Consider the following 16664-nt stretch of genomic DNA (forward strand, 5'->3'; position numbering starts at 1 on the left):
CGAGCGGATGCGGGCACTCCTGCTCCTCTTGTCCGAATTGGTCTGAATATTGTCCGAGTCCAGGGATTTCGTGCCGCACCCACAGGAAGACGCCGCCGCCGAGGCTGCCGAAACGCCGCCCGCCTCCGGCTTCGCGTCGCTCGGCCTGTCCGAGCCGATCCTCAAGGCCCTTGAGGAAAAGGGCTATCTGAACCCGACCCCGATCCAGGAACAGGCGATCCCGACCGTGCTCATGGGGCGGGACGTTCTCGGCTGCGCGCAGACCGGCACCGGCAAGACCGCGAGCTTCACCCTGCCGATGCTCGACATTCTCTCCGGCTCCCGCGCCCGGGCGCGGATGCCGCGCTCCCTCATCCTCGAGCCGACGCGCGAGCTCGCCCTCCAGGTCGCCGAGAATTTCGTCCAGTACGGCAAGCACCTGAAGCTCAACCATGCGCTGCTGATCGGCGGCGAGAGCATGGGCGAGCAGCGCGACGTGCTGACCCGCGGGGTCGACGTGCTGATCGCCACCCCCGGCCGCCTGATCGACATCTTCGAGCGCGGCGGCCTGCTGCTGTCGGACGTGCGGGTGCTGGTGATCGACGAGGCCGACCGCATGCTCGACATGGGGTTCATCCCCGATATCGAGCGGATCGTCTCCCTCCTGCCAACCATGCGGCAGACGCTCTTTTTCTCCGCCACCATGGCCCCGGAGATCCGCCGCCTGGCCGACGCGTTCCTCTCGAACCCGAAGCAGATCACCGTCTCCCGCCCGGCCACCGTCGCCACCACGATCACCGAAGGCCTGTCGCTGGTCGCCACGCACGACAAGCGCGAGGCCCTGCGCCGGCTGATCCGTACCGAGGACGTGCAGAACGCGCTCGTCTTCTGCAACCGCAAGCGCGATGTCGACATTCTCTGCAAGTCGCTGACGCGGCACAAATTCTCGGCCGGCATGCTGCATGGCGACATGCCGCAATCCGCCCGCTTCGCGACCCTCGAGCGCTTCAAGGCCGGCGAGATCCGCCTGCTGGTCTGTTCCGACGTCGCCGCCCGCGGCATCGATATCGGCGGTCTGTCGCATGTCTTCAATTTCGACGTCCCGCACCACGCCGAGGATTACGTCCACCGCATCGGCCGCACCGGACGGGCGGGAATGCAGGGCCGCGCCCTGACCCTGGCCACGCCGGCCGACCGCGCCGCGGTCGACGCGATCGAATTGCTGATCGGCCACCCGATTCCCCGCCTCGCCGTGGACGGTCTCGATCCCGTCGAGTGGGAGGAGGCCGAGTCCAGGGGCCGCCGCCGGGGCGGCAAGCCCGCCGCCAAGGCCGCGCCGCCGGCGAAGAAGGCGCCCAAGCCGGCCGCCCGCGCCGAGACCCCGCCCGCCGCCGAGGAACAGCCCGCCCCCCGCCGCAGCAGGGAGCCGGGCAACCGCCGCGGCGGCCGCGAGGATGCCGGCCCGCGCGAGCCGGTCGTCGGCTTCGGCGATGACATTCCGGCCTTCATGCAGATCCGCCGCCGCGCCCGCCCGGCGGCCGGACCGGATACCGACGGGCAGGACGGAAAAGACCAGAACGAGGATACGGAAATCGCCGCATGAACGAGATGAAACGGGTCGTGGAAACCGGCGCGCACAAGCCGGCCGGCAAGGGCAGCTTCACGCCATTCGAGTGGGACGACGCCCTTCACCTTGACACGCAGCTGACGGAAGACGAGCGCGCCATCCGCGATGCGGCGCATGAATACTGTCAGAACAAACTCTTCCCGCGCGTTCTTAAAGGTTTCCGCGAAGAAACCTTTGACCGTTCGATCATGTCCGAAATGGGCGAGATGGGCTTTCTCGGCGCCACCCTCTCCACCCATGGCTGCGCCGACGTCTCCTACGTCGCCTACGGGCTGATCGCCCGCGAGGTCGAGCGCGTCGATTCCGGCTACCGCTCGGCCTTCTCGGTGCAGTCCTCGCTGGTGATGTACCCGATCTACGCCTTCGGGTCGGAGGCGCAGAAGGACAAGTACCTGCCGAAGCTGCGCGCCGGCGAATGGGTCGGCTGCTTCGGCCTCACCGAGCCCGATGCCGGCTCCGATCCCGGCTCGATGCGCACCCGCGCGAAGAAGGTCGATGGCGGCTACATCCTGAACGGCTCGAAGACCTGGATCAGCAACTCGCCGATCGCCGATGTCTGCCTGGTCTGGGCCAAGGACGACGAGGGCGTGATCCGCGGCTTCCTCGTCGACCGCGGCTCCAAGGGCCTGGAGACGCCGAAGATCGAGGGCAAGTTCTCGCTCCGCGCCTCGGTCACCGGCATGATCATGCTCTCGGACGTCTTCGTCCCCGAGGATCACATGCTGCCCGGCGTGAAGGGGCTGCGCGGCCCGTTCTCCTGCCTGAACAACGCGCGCTACGGCATCGCCTGGGGCGCGCTGGGGGCCGCCGAGTTCTGCTGGCACGCCGCCCGGCAATACACGCTGGATCGCAAGATGTTCGGCCGCCCGCTGGCCGCGACCCAGCTCGTGCAGAAGAAGCTGGCCGACATGCAGACCGAGATCACGCTCGGCCTGCAGGGCGCGCTGCGCCTCGGCCGCCTGCTCGATGCCGGCGAGGCCGCGCCGGAAATGATCTCGCTGATGAAGCGCAACAATTGCGGCAAGTCGCTCGACATCGCCCGCCTCGCGCGCGACATGCACGGCGGCAACGGCATCGTCGACGAGTACCATGTCATCCGCCACATGGTGAATCTCGAAACCGTCAACACCTACGAGGGCGCGCACGACGTCCACGCGCTGATCCTCGGCCGCGCCCAGACCGGCCTGTCCGCGTTCTGATCAGCCCCACACCGGCGCCGCGGGCCTGTGCCGCGCGGCGCCGGTGAGCGGTCAGCCTAGCCGATCGTCGTGGCGATCGTCCCGGCCGTCTGCGGCATCCGCATGCCGCCGGCCATCCGGTTGACCACGAGATCGGGGCGGGATGTGGCGTGTCCGCCAAACACGGGCACGGTCTCGCCGGTCACCAGCCCCTGATAGGTGTCGTCGGAGAGCGACATCTCGCTGAGCGCCAGCGTCTTGCCCGGAATCCCCCGATGCTCGCCGATCTTGCAGCCCATCAGCACGGTCTGCACGTCAAGCCCCGGATAGTCGCGCGGCGGGGCCATCTCCCGGAAGCCCATCCGCCTGTAGAAGCCGGTGTGATTGGCGGTCACGGCGGCGAAGATGATATCGGCGTGGAAATGCAGGATCAGGTAGCCCGCGACGTGATAGAGACCGAGCAGGAGGGCGACGTTCCTGGCGTGCCGGGGGCTGCACGCGAGCCGCGTGATCTCGACCGCCCGGGCCGGACGCCCCTCCGCCGCGAGGCCGGCGAGACAGGTGTCGATCTCCGTGCGGAACATCGCCGCGGCGGGCAGATCGCCCGGCCGGTCGTTGCCGTCGCGATGGCCGAGCATGCACACCCGCACCGATGCCGCGGCCTCGCCGTCGGTGTAGAGCACCAGCGTCTTGCTTAGCGGCGATTCGTCATAAGTATCAGAGAACAGGGCGTCGCGGCGTGGCGCGAGATAGCCCGCGGCGACGTAGGCCTCGTACCGCACGGCGAGGGCTTCCCGAAACCCCTCGTCGTCGAGAACGAGCCGCGCCGTCACACCGTCAGAGCGGCGGGCCGGGAGATGATTGAAATTCGTCGTCCGGGTGAGTTGATGACCAAGGATCGAGCCGTCCATAGGGGGTCTCCTTTGAGAACAAACGGATAACAATGCTTTATCCGATATGATTGCTTAACAGATCAGTGGTGATTCCTTTGTTCCATGAATGGAAAATTTCAGGTAAACGACGTTCTGATCATGCCGGCGAGTACCGTGAACATACAGCGACAATCGTTTGTTCAGATAATTAAACGAGGGCGTCTCTATAACGCGGTCTGGGCCACGGATGTTGTCCCGGAGCAGCTTGTCGCACCGATCGCCGTCGAAGGTCTCGAACTCAGGATCAGGCTGACGCGCGTCGCAAGCCTGGTCGGGCTTCTGGTCGCCGGCGCCATCGCGTTCGATTTCCATGCGACGACGCAGCGTCCATCGGTGCTCGCCGCCTTCCTCGCGCTTGCCATCACCTATCTCGCGCTGTTCGGCTTCACCACGGCATGGCCCGTCATCCGCCGCCGGATCGCCGATTTCGGCCGCGCGAAGGCCGCGTTCAACCGTCTCATCTTCGCGCTGGGCGTTTTCTGGGCCACCTATCTGGTCCTGCTCATGCGGGCCTCGGATTCCGCGAACCAGGCGCTCCTGCTCAGCATCATGATCGGCCTGATCTCGACGACGATCTCCGCCGGCCCGCTCTCCTCGACCCTCTCGTTCTGGGCGCCGCTGACCGTCGGCGCCTTCACCGCGCTCTATGTCTCGCACGATCTCTGGCGGCCGGTCTTCGTGATCACGCTGGGGGCCTATTCCGCCTTCGTCTTCTTCACGATGGTCGTCCTCAACCGCCGCATGCTCGAACGCAGCGTCAACGCCCTCGAGCTCATGCGCACCAGCGAGACGATCCAGATGCTGCTGCGCGATTTCGAGGAGAACGCGAGCGACTGGCTCTGGGAGACCGACGCGGCGCTGAACCTCGTTCATCCCTCGGCGCGGCTGGCCGAGGTGGCGCACCGCCCGGCCAGCGAAATCCGCGGCAACCTGTTCGATTTCATGGCCGGCACCGACGCCGCCCTGGCCAGCCCGGCGGATCCGGCCATCGATCCCTATGCCGAGCTCCGCCGGCAGATCCGCATGCGCCGCCCGTTCCGCGATCTGGTGGTGCCGGTCTCGGCCGCGGGCGAGCGGCGCTGGTGGTCGCTGACCGGCAAGCCGACGCTCGATCACGAGGGCGCCTTCGCCGGCTATCGCGGCGTCGGCTCGGATGTCACGGCCATGCAGCGCTCCCGCCAGCGCATCGACTTCCTCGCCCAGCACGACACGCTGACCGAGCTGATCAACCGCGCCGCCTTCGGCGTGCTGCTCGACCGCGCGCTCGCCCCCGGCAATGCCTGCGGCGCGGCGCTGCTCTATCTCGACCTCGACCAGTTCAAGGCGGTGAACGACAGCTACGGCCACGGCCTGGGCGACATCCTGCTGCGCGCCGTCGCCAGCCGGCTGCGCAACGCCATCCGCGAAACCGACACCGCCGCCCGCCTCGGCGGCGACGAATTCGCCGTGCTGCTGCCCTCGAACAGCCGGATCGACGCCACCGCGATGGCCGACCGCATCATCGAGCGCCTGTCGCGCCCCTACCGGTTCGACGGCGTTTCGGTCGAGATCGGGGTGAGCATCGGCATCGCGCTCGCCCCCGCCGATGGCGACCGCCAGGACCTGCTGTTCCGCAACGCCGACCTCGCACTCTACCGCGCCAAGAACGACGGCCGCGGCACCTGGCGGCTGTTCGACCAGGCGATGGACCGCCAGGTGCAGAACCAGCGCAGCCTGCGCCGCGACATCAAGCGCGCCCTGCACGACGGGCAGCTCTTCGTCGAATACCAGCCCGTCGTCTGCCTGCGCACCCGCCGCATCCGCTCCGTCGAGGCGCTGGTCCGCTGGCGGCATCCGCAGCGCGGCATCATCGGGCCGGAGGATTTCATCGCCATCGCCGAGCGCTGCGGCCTGATCGGCGCCGTCACCCGCCACGTCCTGACCGAGGCCGCCTCGCTGGCCATCCGCCTGCCGTCCTCGGTCTCGGTCGCGATCAACCTCTCGGCGCTGCACCTGCGCGAGGCCCTGCTGTTCGACCAGCTCTCGGCGGTGATCTCCACCTCCGGCCTCGCCCCCGAGCGCGTCGAGTTCGAGGTGACCGAGACCGCGCTGCTGACCACGGACGACCGCACGATCGACAATCTGCGTCGCCTGCGCCGCTTCGGCTGCCGCATCGCGATCGACGATTTCGGCACCGGCTTCGCCTCGCTCTCCACGCTGCGCTCCTTCCCCTTCGACCGGCTCAAGATCGACCGCAGCTTCATCCACGAACTCGGCCGCGCCGAGAACGGCGAGCGGATCGTCAAGGCGATCGTCGAATTCGGCCAGACCCTCGGCCTGCTGATCACCGTCGAGGGCGTCGAAACCGAGGAACACGCCGCGATGCTTTACGGCTATCGCGACATCGATGCGCAGGGCTACCTCTTCTCCCCGCCCGTCTCCGGGGATAGGATAGTGGCCATCACGGGTTCGGGCGTCGCGACGATCGCGCCGGCCGAACCGGCGACCATGTGAGCCGCCGCCCGCCCCGGGGCGGGCGGCCTTCAGCCCTGTTCGGAGACAGCCATGACGACCAGCCCCCTGCGCGGCCGCATCCTCGATGACCTGAAGGCGGCGATGCGCGCGCGCGATGCGCTGCGCGTCTCCACGCTGCGCATGGTCTCGGCCAAGCTGAAGGACGCCGACATCGCCGCCCGCCCGCGCGGCATCGAGGCGATCGCCGAGCCCGACATCGTCGCCCTGTTGCGCGGCATGGTGAAATCCCGCCGCGAATCCGAGGCGCAGTACCGCGCCGGCAACCGCCCCGACCTCGCCGACCAGGAAGCCGGCGAAATCGCCATCATCGAGGGCTACCTGCCGCAAACCCTCGCCGGCGCCGCGCTGGATGACGCCATCGCCGCCGCTATCGCCGCCACCGGCGCGTCCGGCCCGAAGGAGATGGGCGCCGTCATCGCCGCGCTGAAGGCGGCGCACGGCCCGGCGCTCGACATGGCCGCCGCCTCGGCGGCGGTGAAGGCGAAGCTGGCCGGCGGATGAGCCTGCCGCCCCATTTTCTCGACGAACTGCGCCACCGCACGCCGCTCGCCCCCCTGGTCGCCCGCCGCGTGCGGCTCGAGCGCGCCGGCCGCGACCAGAAGGGCTGCTGCCCGTTCCACAACGAGAAATCCCCGTCCTTCTACGTCTACGACGATCACTACCACTGCTTCGGCTGCGGCGCGCATGGCGACGCCATCAGCTTCGTCATGCAGAGCGAGGGGGCGAGCTTCATCGAGGCGGTCGAGCGCCTCGCCGCCGAGGCCGGGCTCGAGGTGCCGAAGCCGAGCCCCGCCGCCGCCGAGGCCGCGAAGCGCGAGGCCGAGCTGGCGGATGTTCTGGAAGCCGCCGCCGCCGAATACCGCCGCCGCCTCGCGCTGCCCGAGGGCGAGGCCGCCCGCGCCTATCTCGCCGCCCGCGGCCTCGATGCGCCGACCATCGCCCGCTTCGGCCTCGGCTGGTCGGGCGAGGGCAGGGGGTCGCTGCGCGCGGCGCTCGCCCGCCAGGGCATCGCCGAATCCCGCCTCGTCGAGGCCGGGCTGATGAAACAGGGCGAGCGCGGCGCGGTCGACTATTTCTACGGCCGCGTGATGTTCCCCATCCGCGACCGCGCCGGCCGCATGGTCAGCTTCGGCGGCCGCCTGCTCGGCGACGGCCAGCCGAAATACCTCAACGGCCCCGAAACCGCGCTCTTCTCCAAGCGCCGCACCCTCTACGGGATCGACACCGCCCGCCCCGCCATCCGCGCCGGCGCCGCGCTGATCGTGGTCGAGGGCTACATGGACGTGATCGCGCTCGCCGCCGCCGGTTTCGAGGGCGCCGTCGCCCCGCTCGGCACCGCCCTCACCGAATCCCATCTCGAGGAACTCTGGCGCCTCTCGCCGCGCCCCATCCTCTGCCTCGATGGCGACGCCGCCGGCCGCCGCGCCGCCCTGCGCGCCATCGAGCTCGCCCTGAAGCAGCTCACCCCCGATCGCGGCCTCGCGGTGCTGACCCTGCCCGGCGCCGACGACCCCGACAGTTTCATCCGCCGCGAGGGAGCCGCCGCCTTCGCCGCCCGCCTCGCCGCCGTGCCCTCGCTGGCCGACACGCTCTACCTCCTGCTGGCCGAAAGCGCCGACCAGGCCACCCCCGAGGGCCGCGCCGCCCTGCGCCACCGGCTCGAGGAGGTCGCCCGCACCATCGAGGACAAGGCGCTGGCCGGCGAATACCGCGGCGCGCTGCTCGACCGCTTCTTCGCCGCCCGGCGCGGCCGGCAGGCCGCCGGGCGCGCCCCTGGCCGCGCTCCAGACCGCGCCTCGGGCCGCGCCCCCGCCGGCGCGCCGCCCCGCCCGCTCGGCCTGCCGCGCCCGTCCATCGACCCCTCGGTCGCCCGGCTGCGCCGCGCCCGGATGCTGACCGGAATCCTGATCGCCCATCCCGACCTGCTGCCGGCGCTGGAGGAGGCCTTCGGCCTGCTCGCCCTGCCGGATGACTGCGCCCGCCTGCGCGCGGCGATGAGCGTCTGGCTCGCCACCGCCGAAGCCCTTGACTCGGCGCTCCTCCTCAACCATCTCGCTCAGTCAGGTTTGCGTGAGGCGGCGGAACTCGCCCTGTCCGTCCTGCCGCGGCGGGGCCGCGGCAAGGAGACGGCAGGCGAAGCCCTGGAGTCGCTCTGGTATGGCATCTACGGGCTGATGAATCTGGACTGGCTGCGGCAACAATGCGAGGAACAGCGGATCAGGTTCGAGCAGGACCCCACGCCCGAAAACAACAACCGTCTGCGGGCCCTCGTCGAAGCGCGCTATCGCGCCGAGCGGGGCGAAGCGGACCTCGAAGCACCAACTTGAGCGCGCGCCCCCCGCGTCGCTGCCCTGGAGATTGATACACTGATGGCGACCAAACAAGCTGCTCCCGCCGAGACCGCCGCGCCCGAGGCCGAGGCGGACACCGCGACGCTCGACATCCAGTCGGCCTCGGTCAAGCGCCTGATCGCCCGCGGCAAGGAGCGGGGCTACATCACCTTCGACGAGCTGAATGCCGTCCTGCCCTCCGAGCAGAACAGCTCCGAGCAGATCGAGGACGTGATGTCGATGCTCAGCGAAATGGGCATCCAGGTGGTCGAGGGCGAGGAAGGCGAGGAGGCGGAAACCGCCGGCCGCGCCGAGAAGGACGAGGAGGCCGCCGAGGACGAGGAGGCCGCCTCCGGCAATATCAGCGAATCGAGCGGCAGCCGCACCGACGATCCCGTCCGCATGTACCTGCGCGAGATGGGCACGGTCGAGCTGCTCTCGCGCGAGGGCGAGATCGCCATCGCCAAGCGCATCGAGGCCGGGCGCGACATGATGATCGGCGGGCTCTGCGAAAGCCCGCTGACCTTCCGCGCGATCATCTCGTGGCACGAATCCCTCAAGGACGGGAAGATGCTGCTGCGCGACGTGATCGACCTCGAGGCCACCCAGGGCGGCGGCGATGGCGGCTTCAACCCCTCCGCCGCGGTCCCCGAGGAACCCGAGGAGGACGAGGAGGGCGAATCGAGCGGCCTCTCGCTCTCCGCCGTCGAGGAGAAGCTCAAGCCCGAGGTGTTCGAGACCTTCACCGAGGTCGAGAAGCTCTACGAGAAGTTCATGAAGCTCCAGCACAAGCGGCTGGAGGCGCTGAACGCCGGCGAGGAAATGGCCTCCCGCTCGGAGAAGACCTACGAGAAGCTGCGCGACGAGCTGGTGGCCAAGGTCGAGCAGGTCAGCCTGCACAACAACCGCATCGAGGAGCTGGTCATCCAGCTCAAGGAGCTGAACCAGCGCCTGAACGGGCTGGAAGGCCAGATGCTGCGCCTCGCCGAGGGCTGCAAGATCACCCGCGACGACTTTCTCGACGCCTATCGCGGCCGCGAGATGGACCCCACCTGGCTCGACGACGTGGCGAAACGCCCCGGCAAGGGCTGGAAGGTCTTCGTCGAGCGCTACGGCACCCAGGTCACCGAGCTGCGCGCCCAGATCGGCCGCATCGCCGCCGAGGCGCAGCTGCCGATCGAGGAATTCCGCCGCGTCTATTCCACCGTCTCGCGCGGCGAGCGCGACTCCACCCGCGCCAAGAAGGAAATGATCGAGGCCAATCTCCGCCTCGTCATCTCCATCGCCAAGAAATACACCAATCGCGGCCTGCAATTCCTCGACCTGATCCAGGAAGGCAATATCGGCCTGATGAAGGCGGTGGACAAATTCGAATACCGCCGCGGCTACAAGTTCTCGACCTACGCCACCTGGTGGATCCGCCAGGCGATCACCCGCTCGATCGCCGACCAGGCGCGCACCATCCGCATCCCGGTCCACATGATCGAGACGATCAACAAGCTGGTCCGCACCTCGCGGCAGATGCTGCACGAGATCGGCCGCGAGCCCACGCCCGAGGAACTGGCCGAGAAGCTCGGCATGCCGCTCGAGAAGGTGCGCAAGGTGCTCAAGATCGCCAAGGAGCCGATCTCCCTCGAAACCCCGATCGGCGACGAGGAAGACAGCCATCTCGGCGACTTCATCGAGGACAAGAACGCGATCATCCCGCTCGATGCCGCGGTTCATGCCAACCTGCGCGAGGCCGCGACGCGCGTCCTCTCCTCGCTCACCCCGCGCGAGGAGCGCGTGCTGCGCATGCGCTTCGGCATCGGCATGAACACCGACCACACGCTGGAAGAGGTCGGCCAGCAGTTCAACGTCACCCGCGAGCGCATCCGCCAGATCGAGGCGAAGGCCCTGCGCAAGCTCAAGCACCCCTCGCGCAGCCGCAAGCTCAGGAGCTTCCTCGAGGACTGAGGCGCCGCCATGCTCGAATACGCCCGTGTCCGTCCCGGCGAGCCGTTCGACCGCGTTCAGGTCACGGTGACGTTCCTTCGCATGGACCGTCACCCGCCGCGGACCTGGCCGGCCCTGCCGCCCGGCGCGGCGATCGAGTATGTGCCGCACATGGATGTCGCGACCTATCGCGACCTCTACGACCGTGTCGGCCAGCCCTGGCTGTGGTGGCTGCGGCGGATCATGCCGGATGCCATGCTCGCCCGCCACCTGGCCGATCCGGCGGTCGCCATCCACGTGCTCCGCGTCGATGGCGCGGTTGCCGGTTTCTTCGAGCTCGACGCGACCCCCTGGCCGGACGTCAATCTCAGCTATTTCGGCCTGCTGCCGGGGGCGATCGGCCGCGGCCTCGGCTTCGCCCTGCTGGGGGCGGCGATCGAGCAGGTCTTCGCCGGCCCGGTCCGCGGCATGACGGTCAACACCTGCACGGCGGACCATCCGCGCGCCCTGCCCAACTATCTGCGCGCCGGCTTCCGCATCGTCCGCCGCATCGACGAGATGTGGGACATTCCCCGCCGGCTCGGCTTCGAGGTGCCGGACCATCTCCGCCCCGCCCAGCGCCCGGCCTGATTCCGTGCCCCCCGGCCGTGCCGCGCCCGGGAACGGCATGATCGACCCGGTCATCCTGTACCACTCGACCCATCTCGTGGTGATCGACAAGCCGGCCGGCCTGCCCAGCCATCGCGGCCGCGGCGGCGGGCCGAGCGTGGAGGACTGGTTTCCCCGCTGGCGGCGCGGCGCCGACGGTCCCTGGCTGGTCCACCGGCTCGATGCCGATACCGCCGGCTGCCTCGCCATCGCCCGGCGCAAGACCACGCTGGTCGCCCTGCAGCGCGCCTTCGCGCAGCGCCGGGTCGGCAAGACCTACTGGGCGATCGTCGAGGGCGTGCCGGCGGCGGCGCACGGCACGATCGAGCTGGCGCTGGCCCGCCGCACCGTTCCCGGCGGCTGGCGCGTCGCGCCCGATCCGCGCGGCGATCCCGCCATCACCGACTGGCGGTGCCTCGCGGCGGGGCAGGGCAGGGCGCTGCTCGAGCTGCGCCCGCGCACCGGCCGCACCCACCAGCTGCGCGTCCATTGCGCCGAATCCGGCTTCCCCATTGTTGGCGACCCGCTCTACGGCACCGAAGCCGGCGGCATGTGCCTGCTCGCCCGCGCGCTCGCCCTGCCGCTCGCCCCGCCGGTCGCCGTCACCGCCGCCCTGCCGGCGCATTTCCGGGCGGCGGCGGCGGCCTCAGCGCTCGACCTGGCGCAGCTGGTCGAGGAACGCCCGGCAGAATGAGGCGGCGGTCCGCTCGCGGATCTTGGCCAGCAGCGCCGCATGCCGCGCGACGCGCTCCTCCGGCGGCATCAGCAGCGCCGTGTGCATCGCATCCGCCACCTGGTCGGCGTCATACGGGTTGACGATCAGCGCCTCGGTCAGGTCCTCCGCCGCCCCGGCGAAGCGCGAGAGCACCAGCACGCCGGGGTCCGCCGGGTCCTGCGCGGCGATGTATTCCTTCGCCACCAGGTTCATGCCGTCGCGCAGCGGCGTGACCAGCCCGATGCTGGCGATCCGGTAGAATCCGGCGATCGTGGTGCGGTTCACCGCCCGCGTCATGTAGCGCACGGGCGTCCAGTCGAAATCCGAATAGGCGCCGTTGATCTCGCCCGCCTGCCGGTCCAGCTCCCGCCGCAGCGACTGGTACCGGTCGACATCCTCGCGCGAGCGCGCGGCGATCTGCAACAGGCTGATCCGGCGCAGATGCTCGGGGTGGCGCAGGAACAGCCGGCCGAAGGCGGCGAAGCGAAGGGGCAGCCCCTTGGTATAGTCCAGCCGGTCCACCCCGATCGCCAGCGCGCGCCCCACCAGGCTGGAGATCAGCCGCCGCGTCTCGGTCATGCCCGCCGCCCGCCGCGCCGCCCGGGCGAACCCCTCGACATCGATGCCCACCGGCGTCACCGTCGTCATGGTGCGGTGCCCGTTATGGACGAAGCCGTCCTCGCCCACGCGCTGCATCTCCATGCAGGACGCCGCCGATTCCAGGAAATTCAACCGGTCGCCATGCGTCTGGAAGCCGACCAGATCGGCCGCCGCCATCGCCCGCACCAGATGCTCCGCCTCCGGCAGCACGTGCAGCACCGCCGGCGGCACGAACGGGATATGCACGAACAGCCCGATCCGGTTCTTCACCCCCAGCCGGCGCAGCGCCTCCGCCAGGGTCAGGAGCTGGTAGTCATGGATCCAGATCACGTCATCGGGCTGCAGCAGCGGCGCCAGCCGGGCGGCGAACAGGTCGTTCACCGCGACATACCCCTCGTAATCGTCCCGCCGGTAATCGATCAGCCCGGTCCGGTAATGCAGCAGCGGCCACAGCGCGCCGTTCGAGAAGCCGACATAGAAGCGGCGATAATCCGTCTCGCCGAGATCCACCGTCGCATAGGTGATGCCCTGATGTTCGCTCACGCTCGCCCGGTCCGAATTCGCACCGCCCCGCCGGCCCGACCAGCCGAACCAGAGCGAGCCGGGGATCATCGCGTCCTCCAGCGCCACGGCCAGCCCGCCGGCCCTCGCGCCCTTGTCGGTCGGCAGCGACACCCGGTTCGAAACGACGACGAGCCGCCCCATCCTCACACCCTCCCCGGCGCCAGCGCGCTGCCCAGCCAGGCCAGCACCGCGGCCGGCGTGCCGTCGAAATCGCGGTGAACGTGCAGCCCGTGCCCGCCCAGCGCCGCCGCCGCCGCGATCGCCTCCTCGTCGGTCACATCGTCGCCGACGAAGACCGGCACGCGCCCGGCGAAAGGCGGCCGCGCCATGAACCATTCCAGCGCGCGCCCCTTGCCCGCGCCGCGCGGGCGGATCTCCCAGGCCATGTTCGCCGCCAGCCGCTCGACCTCCGGCGCCTCCGCGATCATCGCGCCGATCATCGCGCCCAGCGCCGGCCCCGCCTCGGGTGACGCCCGGTAATGCGCGACCAGCGAGGCCGATTTCGCCTCGATCCGCACGCCCGGATGCGCCGCCGCCGCCGCCTCCAGCGCCGCCCGCCAGGCCGCGCGGTTGGCCGTCTGCCGCACCGGATGATGGATTCGCCCCGCCGCGTCGCGCAGCACGAACCCATGCTCGGCGCCGGCGGGGAAGGGGTCCGCGGTCACCGCGTCGATCTGCGCGAGCGACCGCCCCGAGAGTATCGCCAGCGCCCCGTCGCGCTGCGCCGCGAGCCCGCGCAGCATCGCCCCCAGCCCCGCGGGCACCGCCACCTCTTCCGCCGTCGGGGCAAACTCCAGCAACGTGCCGTCCAGATCGAGGAACAGCGCGTGATCGCGCGTCAGCTTCGGTCCCATCCGGGAGAAATGGGCATGGCTGATGCCCCGATCAACCAAGGAAGCCGGTCCGGCGGCGGAAGCCTACCGCCGCGCCCCCGGCCACGACATCAGGTGATGCCCCAGCAGCATCGGAATCCGCAGCAGCACATGGCCGTCATGGACGATGTCGATCGGCGGCTCCACGGTGATCGAGCGGAACCGCGGCGCATACCGCGTCTCGATCGCCGCGACCGATCCCGGCATCGCCGCGATCAGGATATTTTCGCCGATCAGCGATTGCGGCGGCGTGACCACGCCGAACTCGTGCGGATCGCCCTCGAACACCGTCATCCGCATGCTCGGCCCCACCGCATAGGCGATCTTCCCGGCATCGAACCAGCGCAGCGCGGCGAGCGCCAGCCCCGGCTGGTCGAACTGCCCGCGCGCCTTCAGCGCCGTGCGGAAGCTGGTCCAGTCGATCGCCTGCAACGTGGGGGACTTGCCGGGCGGAAACATCGAATCGAACCCCGGCACGACGCCGAACCGCACCTGCAGGGCGATGAACAGCGCCGCCGCCACCAGCAGCGCCGCCGTTCCCTTCGCCGCCCGGCCGATCCACAGCCGCATCGTCCCCGCCTGCCGCACTACCCAGTCGCCGAGCAGCGGGAACAGCATCAGGTAGCCCGGCGCCGCCCAGTGGAACAAAATCTTGCGCGACGACCACAGCCCGATCACCGAGAACAGCGCCACCGGCACCACGCCCAGCCAGGCCAGCAGCCGCGCCCGCCGGTCGCTCCCCCGCAGCCCGCCGATCATCAGGGCGGCCATCGGCACGAAGATCCAGGGGGCCACGAACAGCGCCTCGCCGCCCCAGATCGCGAAGGGCCGCAGCGGATGCAGCCCGAACCCGGTCGCCCGGTCGCCCTGATAGCCGAACGACGCCCAGCCGTTCAGCGCGTTCCAGATCACCACCGGCGAGAACACCACCGCCGCCAGCACGCAGGCCACCCACGGCCCCGGCGTCGCCAGCGCCCGCCGCGCCCGCGCATCCACCAGCATGAACAGCAGCGCCCCCGCCATCACCAGCACGGCATTGTATTTCGAGGTCATCGCGAGGCCGATCAGGATGCCCGCCAGCGGCCAGAAATCCGCATCCGGCGTGGCCTCCATCTCCGGCCGCGCGATTCCCAGCGCCCGCGCCAGCGCCCAGGCGGCGCCGACGAGGAAAAAGTCGAGCGGCCCGTCCGGCAGCACCCAGGTGCCGAAGGCGAGCGAGAACACCGGCGAGATGTTCAGCCCGATCACCGCCCACAGCCCCGCCGCCGGCGAGAACAGCCGCCGTGTCAGCCCGTACATCAGCCCGCCCGTCGCCGCGAACATCGCGATGAACGGCAGCCGCACGATGAACGGCGAGTGCAGCCCGGTCAGCCGCTGGATGCCGAGTTCCATCCACCACGAGATCGGCGGATGGTCGAAATACGAAAGCTGGAACGTGTGCGCGGCGGCGACCATGTAGCTCTCGTCGATCCCGAGCCCCATGCCGGCGGCGAGGACGAGCCGCGCCAGCGTCGCGGCGAGAATGACGAGCAGCGCCGCGCTGCCCGGTTTCATCTGCTTCATGACCGCACCGCATGGGCGAGCCGTGCCGGCCGGTCAAGCGCCGCCGCCCCGGTCTCACGCGAGCCTGACTTGCCGGGTGCCGAATCCCGCCCTAACACCGGCGCCACACGGAGGTTCACGATGTCACGACAAGCCCTCGACCGCCGCACCATGCTCGGCCTCTCCGGCCTCGCACTCGGCGGCCTCGCCCTGCGCTCCGCCTGGGCCGACAGCGCCCCCGCCGGCCCGGCCATCGTCCCGCTCGAAGGCCATCTCCCGCCGCTCGCCTTCCGCATGGAGGATGTCGAAACCGGCCGTCCCGTCACCGAAGCGGCCTTTCGCGGCCATCCGGTGATCCTCTATTTCGGCTTCACCCGCTGCCCGGATACCTGCCCGCTGACCATGCAGAACGCGGCGAAACTCGTCACCCTGCTGGGCAAGGACGGCCCGGACCTGCGGGTCGCCTTCGTCACCATCGACCTCGCCTACGACACGCAAGCCCGCCTGAAGGCGTACGTCGCGAAATTCGGCAAGCCGCCGGTCTTCACCGGCCTGCGCGGCACTCCGGCGGAACTCAAGGCGGCGGCAAAGCGCTTCGGCGTCTATTACCGCGCCCCCACCGGCCCCGATTCGCCCGATCCCGAATCCGCCATCCGCCACAGCAGCGCCACCTATCTCTTCGGGCCGGACGGCCGCGCCGTCGCCCTGCTCGCCAGCTTCCCCACCTCGCGGCCCGACCTGCCGGCGGTCGCCGCCCTCATCCGCAAGACCATGGACAGATCCTGATGCGCCGCGTCCTCGCCGCCCTCGCGTGCCTCCTGCTTCCCGCGGCCGCTTCCGCCGCCCCCGCCGTCACGGCGCAGGGCGGCTGGTTCCGCTACCTGCTGCCGCAGATCCCGGCCGGCGGCTTCGTCACCCTCACCAACGCGGGCGACACGGCGGCGGTGCTGACCGGCGCCAGCTCCCCCGCCTGCGGCAGCGCGATGCTGCACCGCAGCCTCAACCGCAGCGGGATGGACATGATGATCGACGTGAACTCCATCACCATCCCCGCCCACGGCACGTTCCGCTTCGCCCCCGGCGACTACCACATCATGTGCATGAAGCCGCGCATGACGGTGGGGACGACGGCGGACGTCACGCTCCGCTTCCGCAACGCGCCGGACCTGACCGTGCCCTTCACCGTCTACGGCGCCGACGGGCGCCCCACGGGCCAGTAAGACCCCCC

14 protein-coding genes are annotated in these 16664 nt (G+C 70.0%); 10 read left to right on the plus strand and 4 right to left on the minus strand.

The genetic code is table 11. The features are described from left to right. Nucleotides 1–70: 70 nt before the first annotated feature. The gene (locus tag ACRY_RS06700; RefSeq protein ID WP_011941824.1) at nt 71–1582 is read left to right on the plus strand and encodes a DEAD/DEAH box helicase; all 1512 of its coding nucleotides are present in this window, start codon (nt 71–73) and stop codon (nt 1580–1582) included. A 5-nt stretch (nt 1583–1587) separates the two neighbouring features. Continuing rightward, nucleotides 1588–2805, plus strand: a complete 1218-nt coding sequence (locus ACRY_RS06705; RefSeq protein WP_048858356.1) for an acyl-CoA dehydrogenase — start codon at nt 1588–1590, stop codon at nt 2803–2805. Between the two features lie 56 nt (nt 2806–2861). Here the strand turns inward: ACRY_RS06705 and ACRY_RS06710 are convergent, their stop codons facing one another. Further along, entirely contained in the window at nt 2862–3695 is an 834-nt protein-coding gene (locus ACRY_RS06710) for an N-acyl amino acid synthase FeeM domain-containing protein (protein ID WP_011941825.1), read from the minus strand. A gap of 135 nt (nt 3696–3830) precedes the next feature. Between ACRY_RS06710 and ACRY_RS06715 the strand changes: the two genes are divergently transcribed. The 6 genes from ACRY_RS06715 to ACRY_RS06740 are packed head-to-tail and all read left to right on the plus strand — an operon-like array spanning nt 3831 to nt 11837. Then, nucleotides 3831–6209, plus strand: coding sequence for a putative bifunctional diguanylate cyclase/phosphodiesterase (locus ACRY_RS06715; protein WP_043509302.1), 2379 nt, complete (start codon nt 3831–3833; stop codon nt 6207–6209). A 51-nt stretch (nt 6210–6260) separates the two neighbouring features. Beyond that, nucleotides 6261–6731: a GatB/YqeY domain-containing protein gene (locus tag ACRY_RS06720; protein ID WP_007423290.1), complete on the plus strand. Its 471-nt coding sequence runs from the start codon at nt 6261–6263 to the stop codon at nt 6729–6731. Then, nucleotides 6728–8557, plus strand: a complete 1830-nt coding sequence (gene dnaG / locus ACRY_RS06725) for a DNA primase (protein WP_011941827.1) — start codon at nt 6728–6730, stop codon at nt 8555–8557. Before ACRY_RS06720 ends, dnaG begins: the two co-directional genes overlap by 4 nt. 42 nt (nt 8558–8599) lie before the next feature. Beyond that, the gene (gene rpoD / locus ACRY_RS06730; RefSeq protein ID WP_007423767.1) at nt 8600–10516 is read left to right on the plus strand and encodes an RNA polymerase sigma factor RpoD; all 1917 of its coding nucleotides are present in this window, start codon (nt 8600–8602) and stop codon (nt 10514–10516) included. Between the two features lie 9 nt (nt 10517–10525). Further along, nucleotides 10526–11125, plus strand: a complete 600-nt coding sequence (locus tag ACRY_RS06735) for a GNAT family N-acetyltransferase (protein WP_007423768.1) — start codon at nt 10526–10528, stop codon at nt 11123–11125. Nucleotides 11126–11162: 37 nt separating this feature from the next. Beyond that, nucleotides 11163–11837: an RluA family pseudouridine synthase gene (locus tag ACRY_RS06740; protein WP_011941828.1), complete on the plus strand. Its 675-nt coding sequence runs from the start codon at nt 11163–11165 to the stop codon at nt 11835–11837. Here ACRY_RS06740 and ACRY_RS06745 read toward each other — a convergent pair. Genes ACRY_RS06745 through ACRY_RS06755 form a run of 3 tightly spaced genes read right to left on the minus strand, consistent with a single transcriptional unit; the run spans nt 11790 to nt 15457 of the window. Beyond that, nucleotides 11790–13163: an alpha,alpha-trehalose-phosphate synthase (UDP-forming) gene (locus ACRY_RS06745; RefSeq protein ID WP_011941829.1), complete on the minus strand. Its 1374-nt coding sequence runs from the start codon at nt 13161–13163 to the stop codon at nt 11790–11792. The genes ACRY_RS06740 and ACRY_RS06745 overlap by 48 nt on opposite strands. A 2-nt stretch (nt 13164–13165) precedes the next feature. Continuing rightward, nucleotides 13166–13915 (minus strand): trehalose-phosphatase, encoded by a 750-nt coding sequence (gene otsB / locus ACRY_RS06750; RefSeq protein ID WP_231295365.1) that lies wholly within the window; start codon nt 13913–13915, stop codon nt 13166–13168. Between the two features lie 24 nt (nt 13916–13939). Next, nucleotides 13940–15457 (minus strand): ArnT family glycosyltransferase, encoded by a 1518-nt coding sequence (locus tag ACRY_RS06755; RefSeq protein ID WP_011941831.1) that lies wholly within the window; start codon nt 15455–15457, stop codon nt 13940–13942. Nucleotides 15458–15577: 120 nt separating this feature from the next. Here ACRY_RS06755 and ACRY_RS06760 point away from each other — a divergent pair, with 120 nt between their 5' ends. Together ACRY_RS06760 and ACRY_RS06765 are read left to right on the plus strand one after the other, a co-directional pair. Continuing rightward, the gene (locus tag ACRY_RS06760) at nt 15578–16222 is read left to right on the plus strand and encodes an SCO family protein (protein WP_007424409.1); all 645 of its coding nucleotides are present in this window, start codon (nt 15578–15580) and stop codon (nt 16220–16222) included. Beyond that, nucleotides 16222–16656 carry a copper chaperone PCu(A)C gene (locus tag ACRY_RS06765; RefSeq protein ID WP_007424407.1) on the plus strand — a complete coding sequence of 145 codons (435 nt, stop codon included), beginning with the start codon at nt 16222–16224 and terminating at the stop codon, nt 16654–16656. The genes ACRY_RS06760 and ACRY_RS06765 overlap by 1 nt, the downstream gene beginning before the upstream one ends. Nucleotides 16657–16664: the final 8 nt, after the last annotated feature.

This window comes from Acidiphilium cryptum JF-5 (assembly GCF_000016725.1).
Lineage (GTDB): Bacteria > Pseudomonadota > Alphaproteobacteria > Acetobacterales > Acetobacteraceae > Acidiphilium > Acidiphilium multivorum.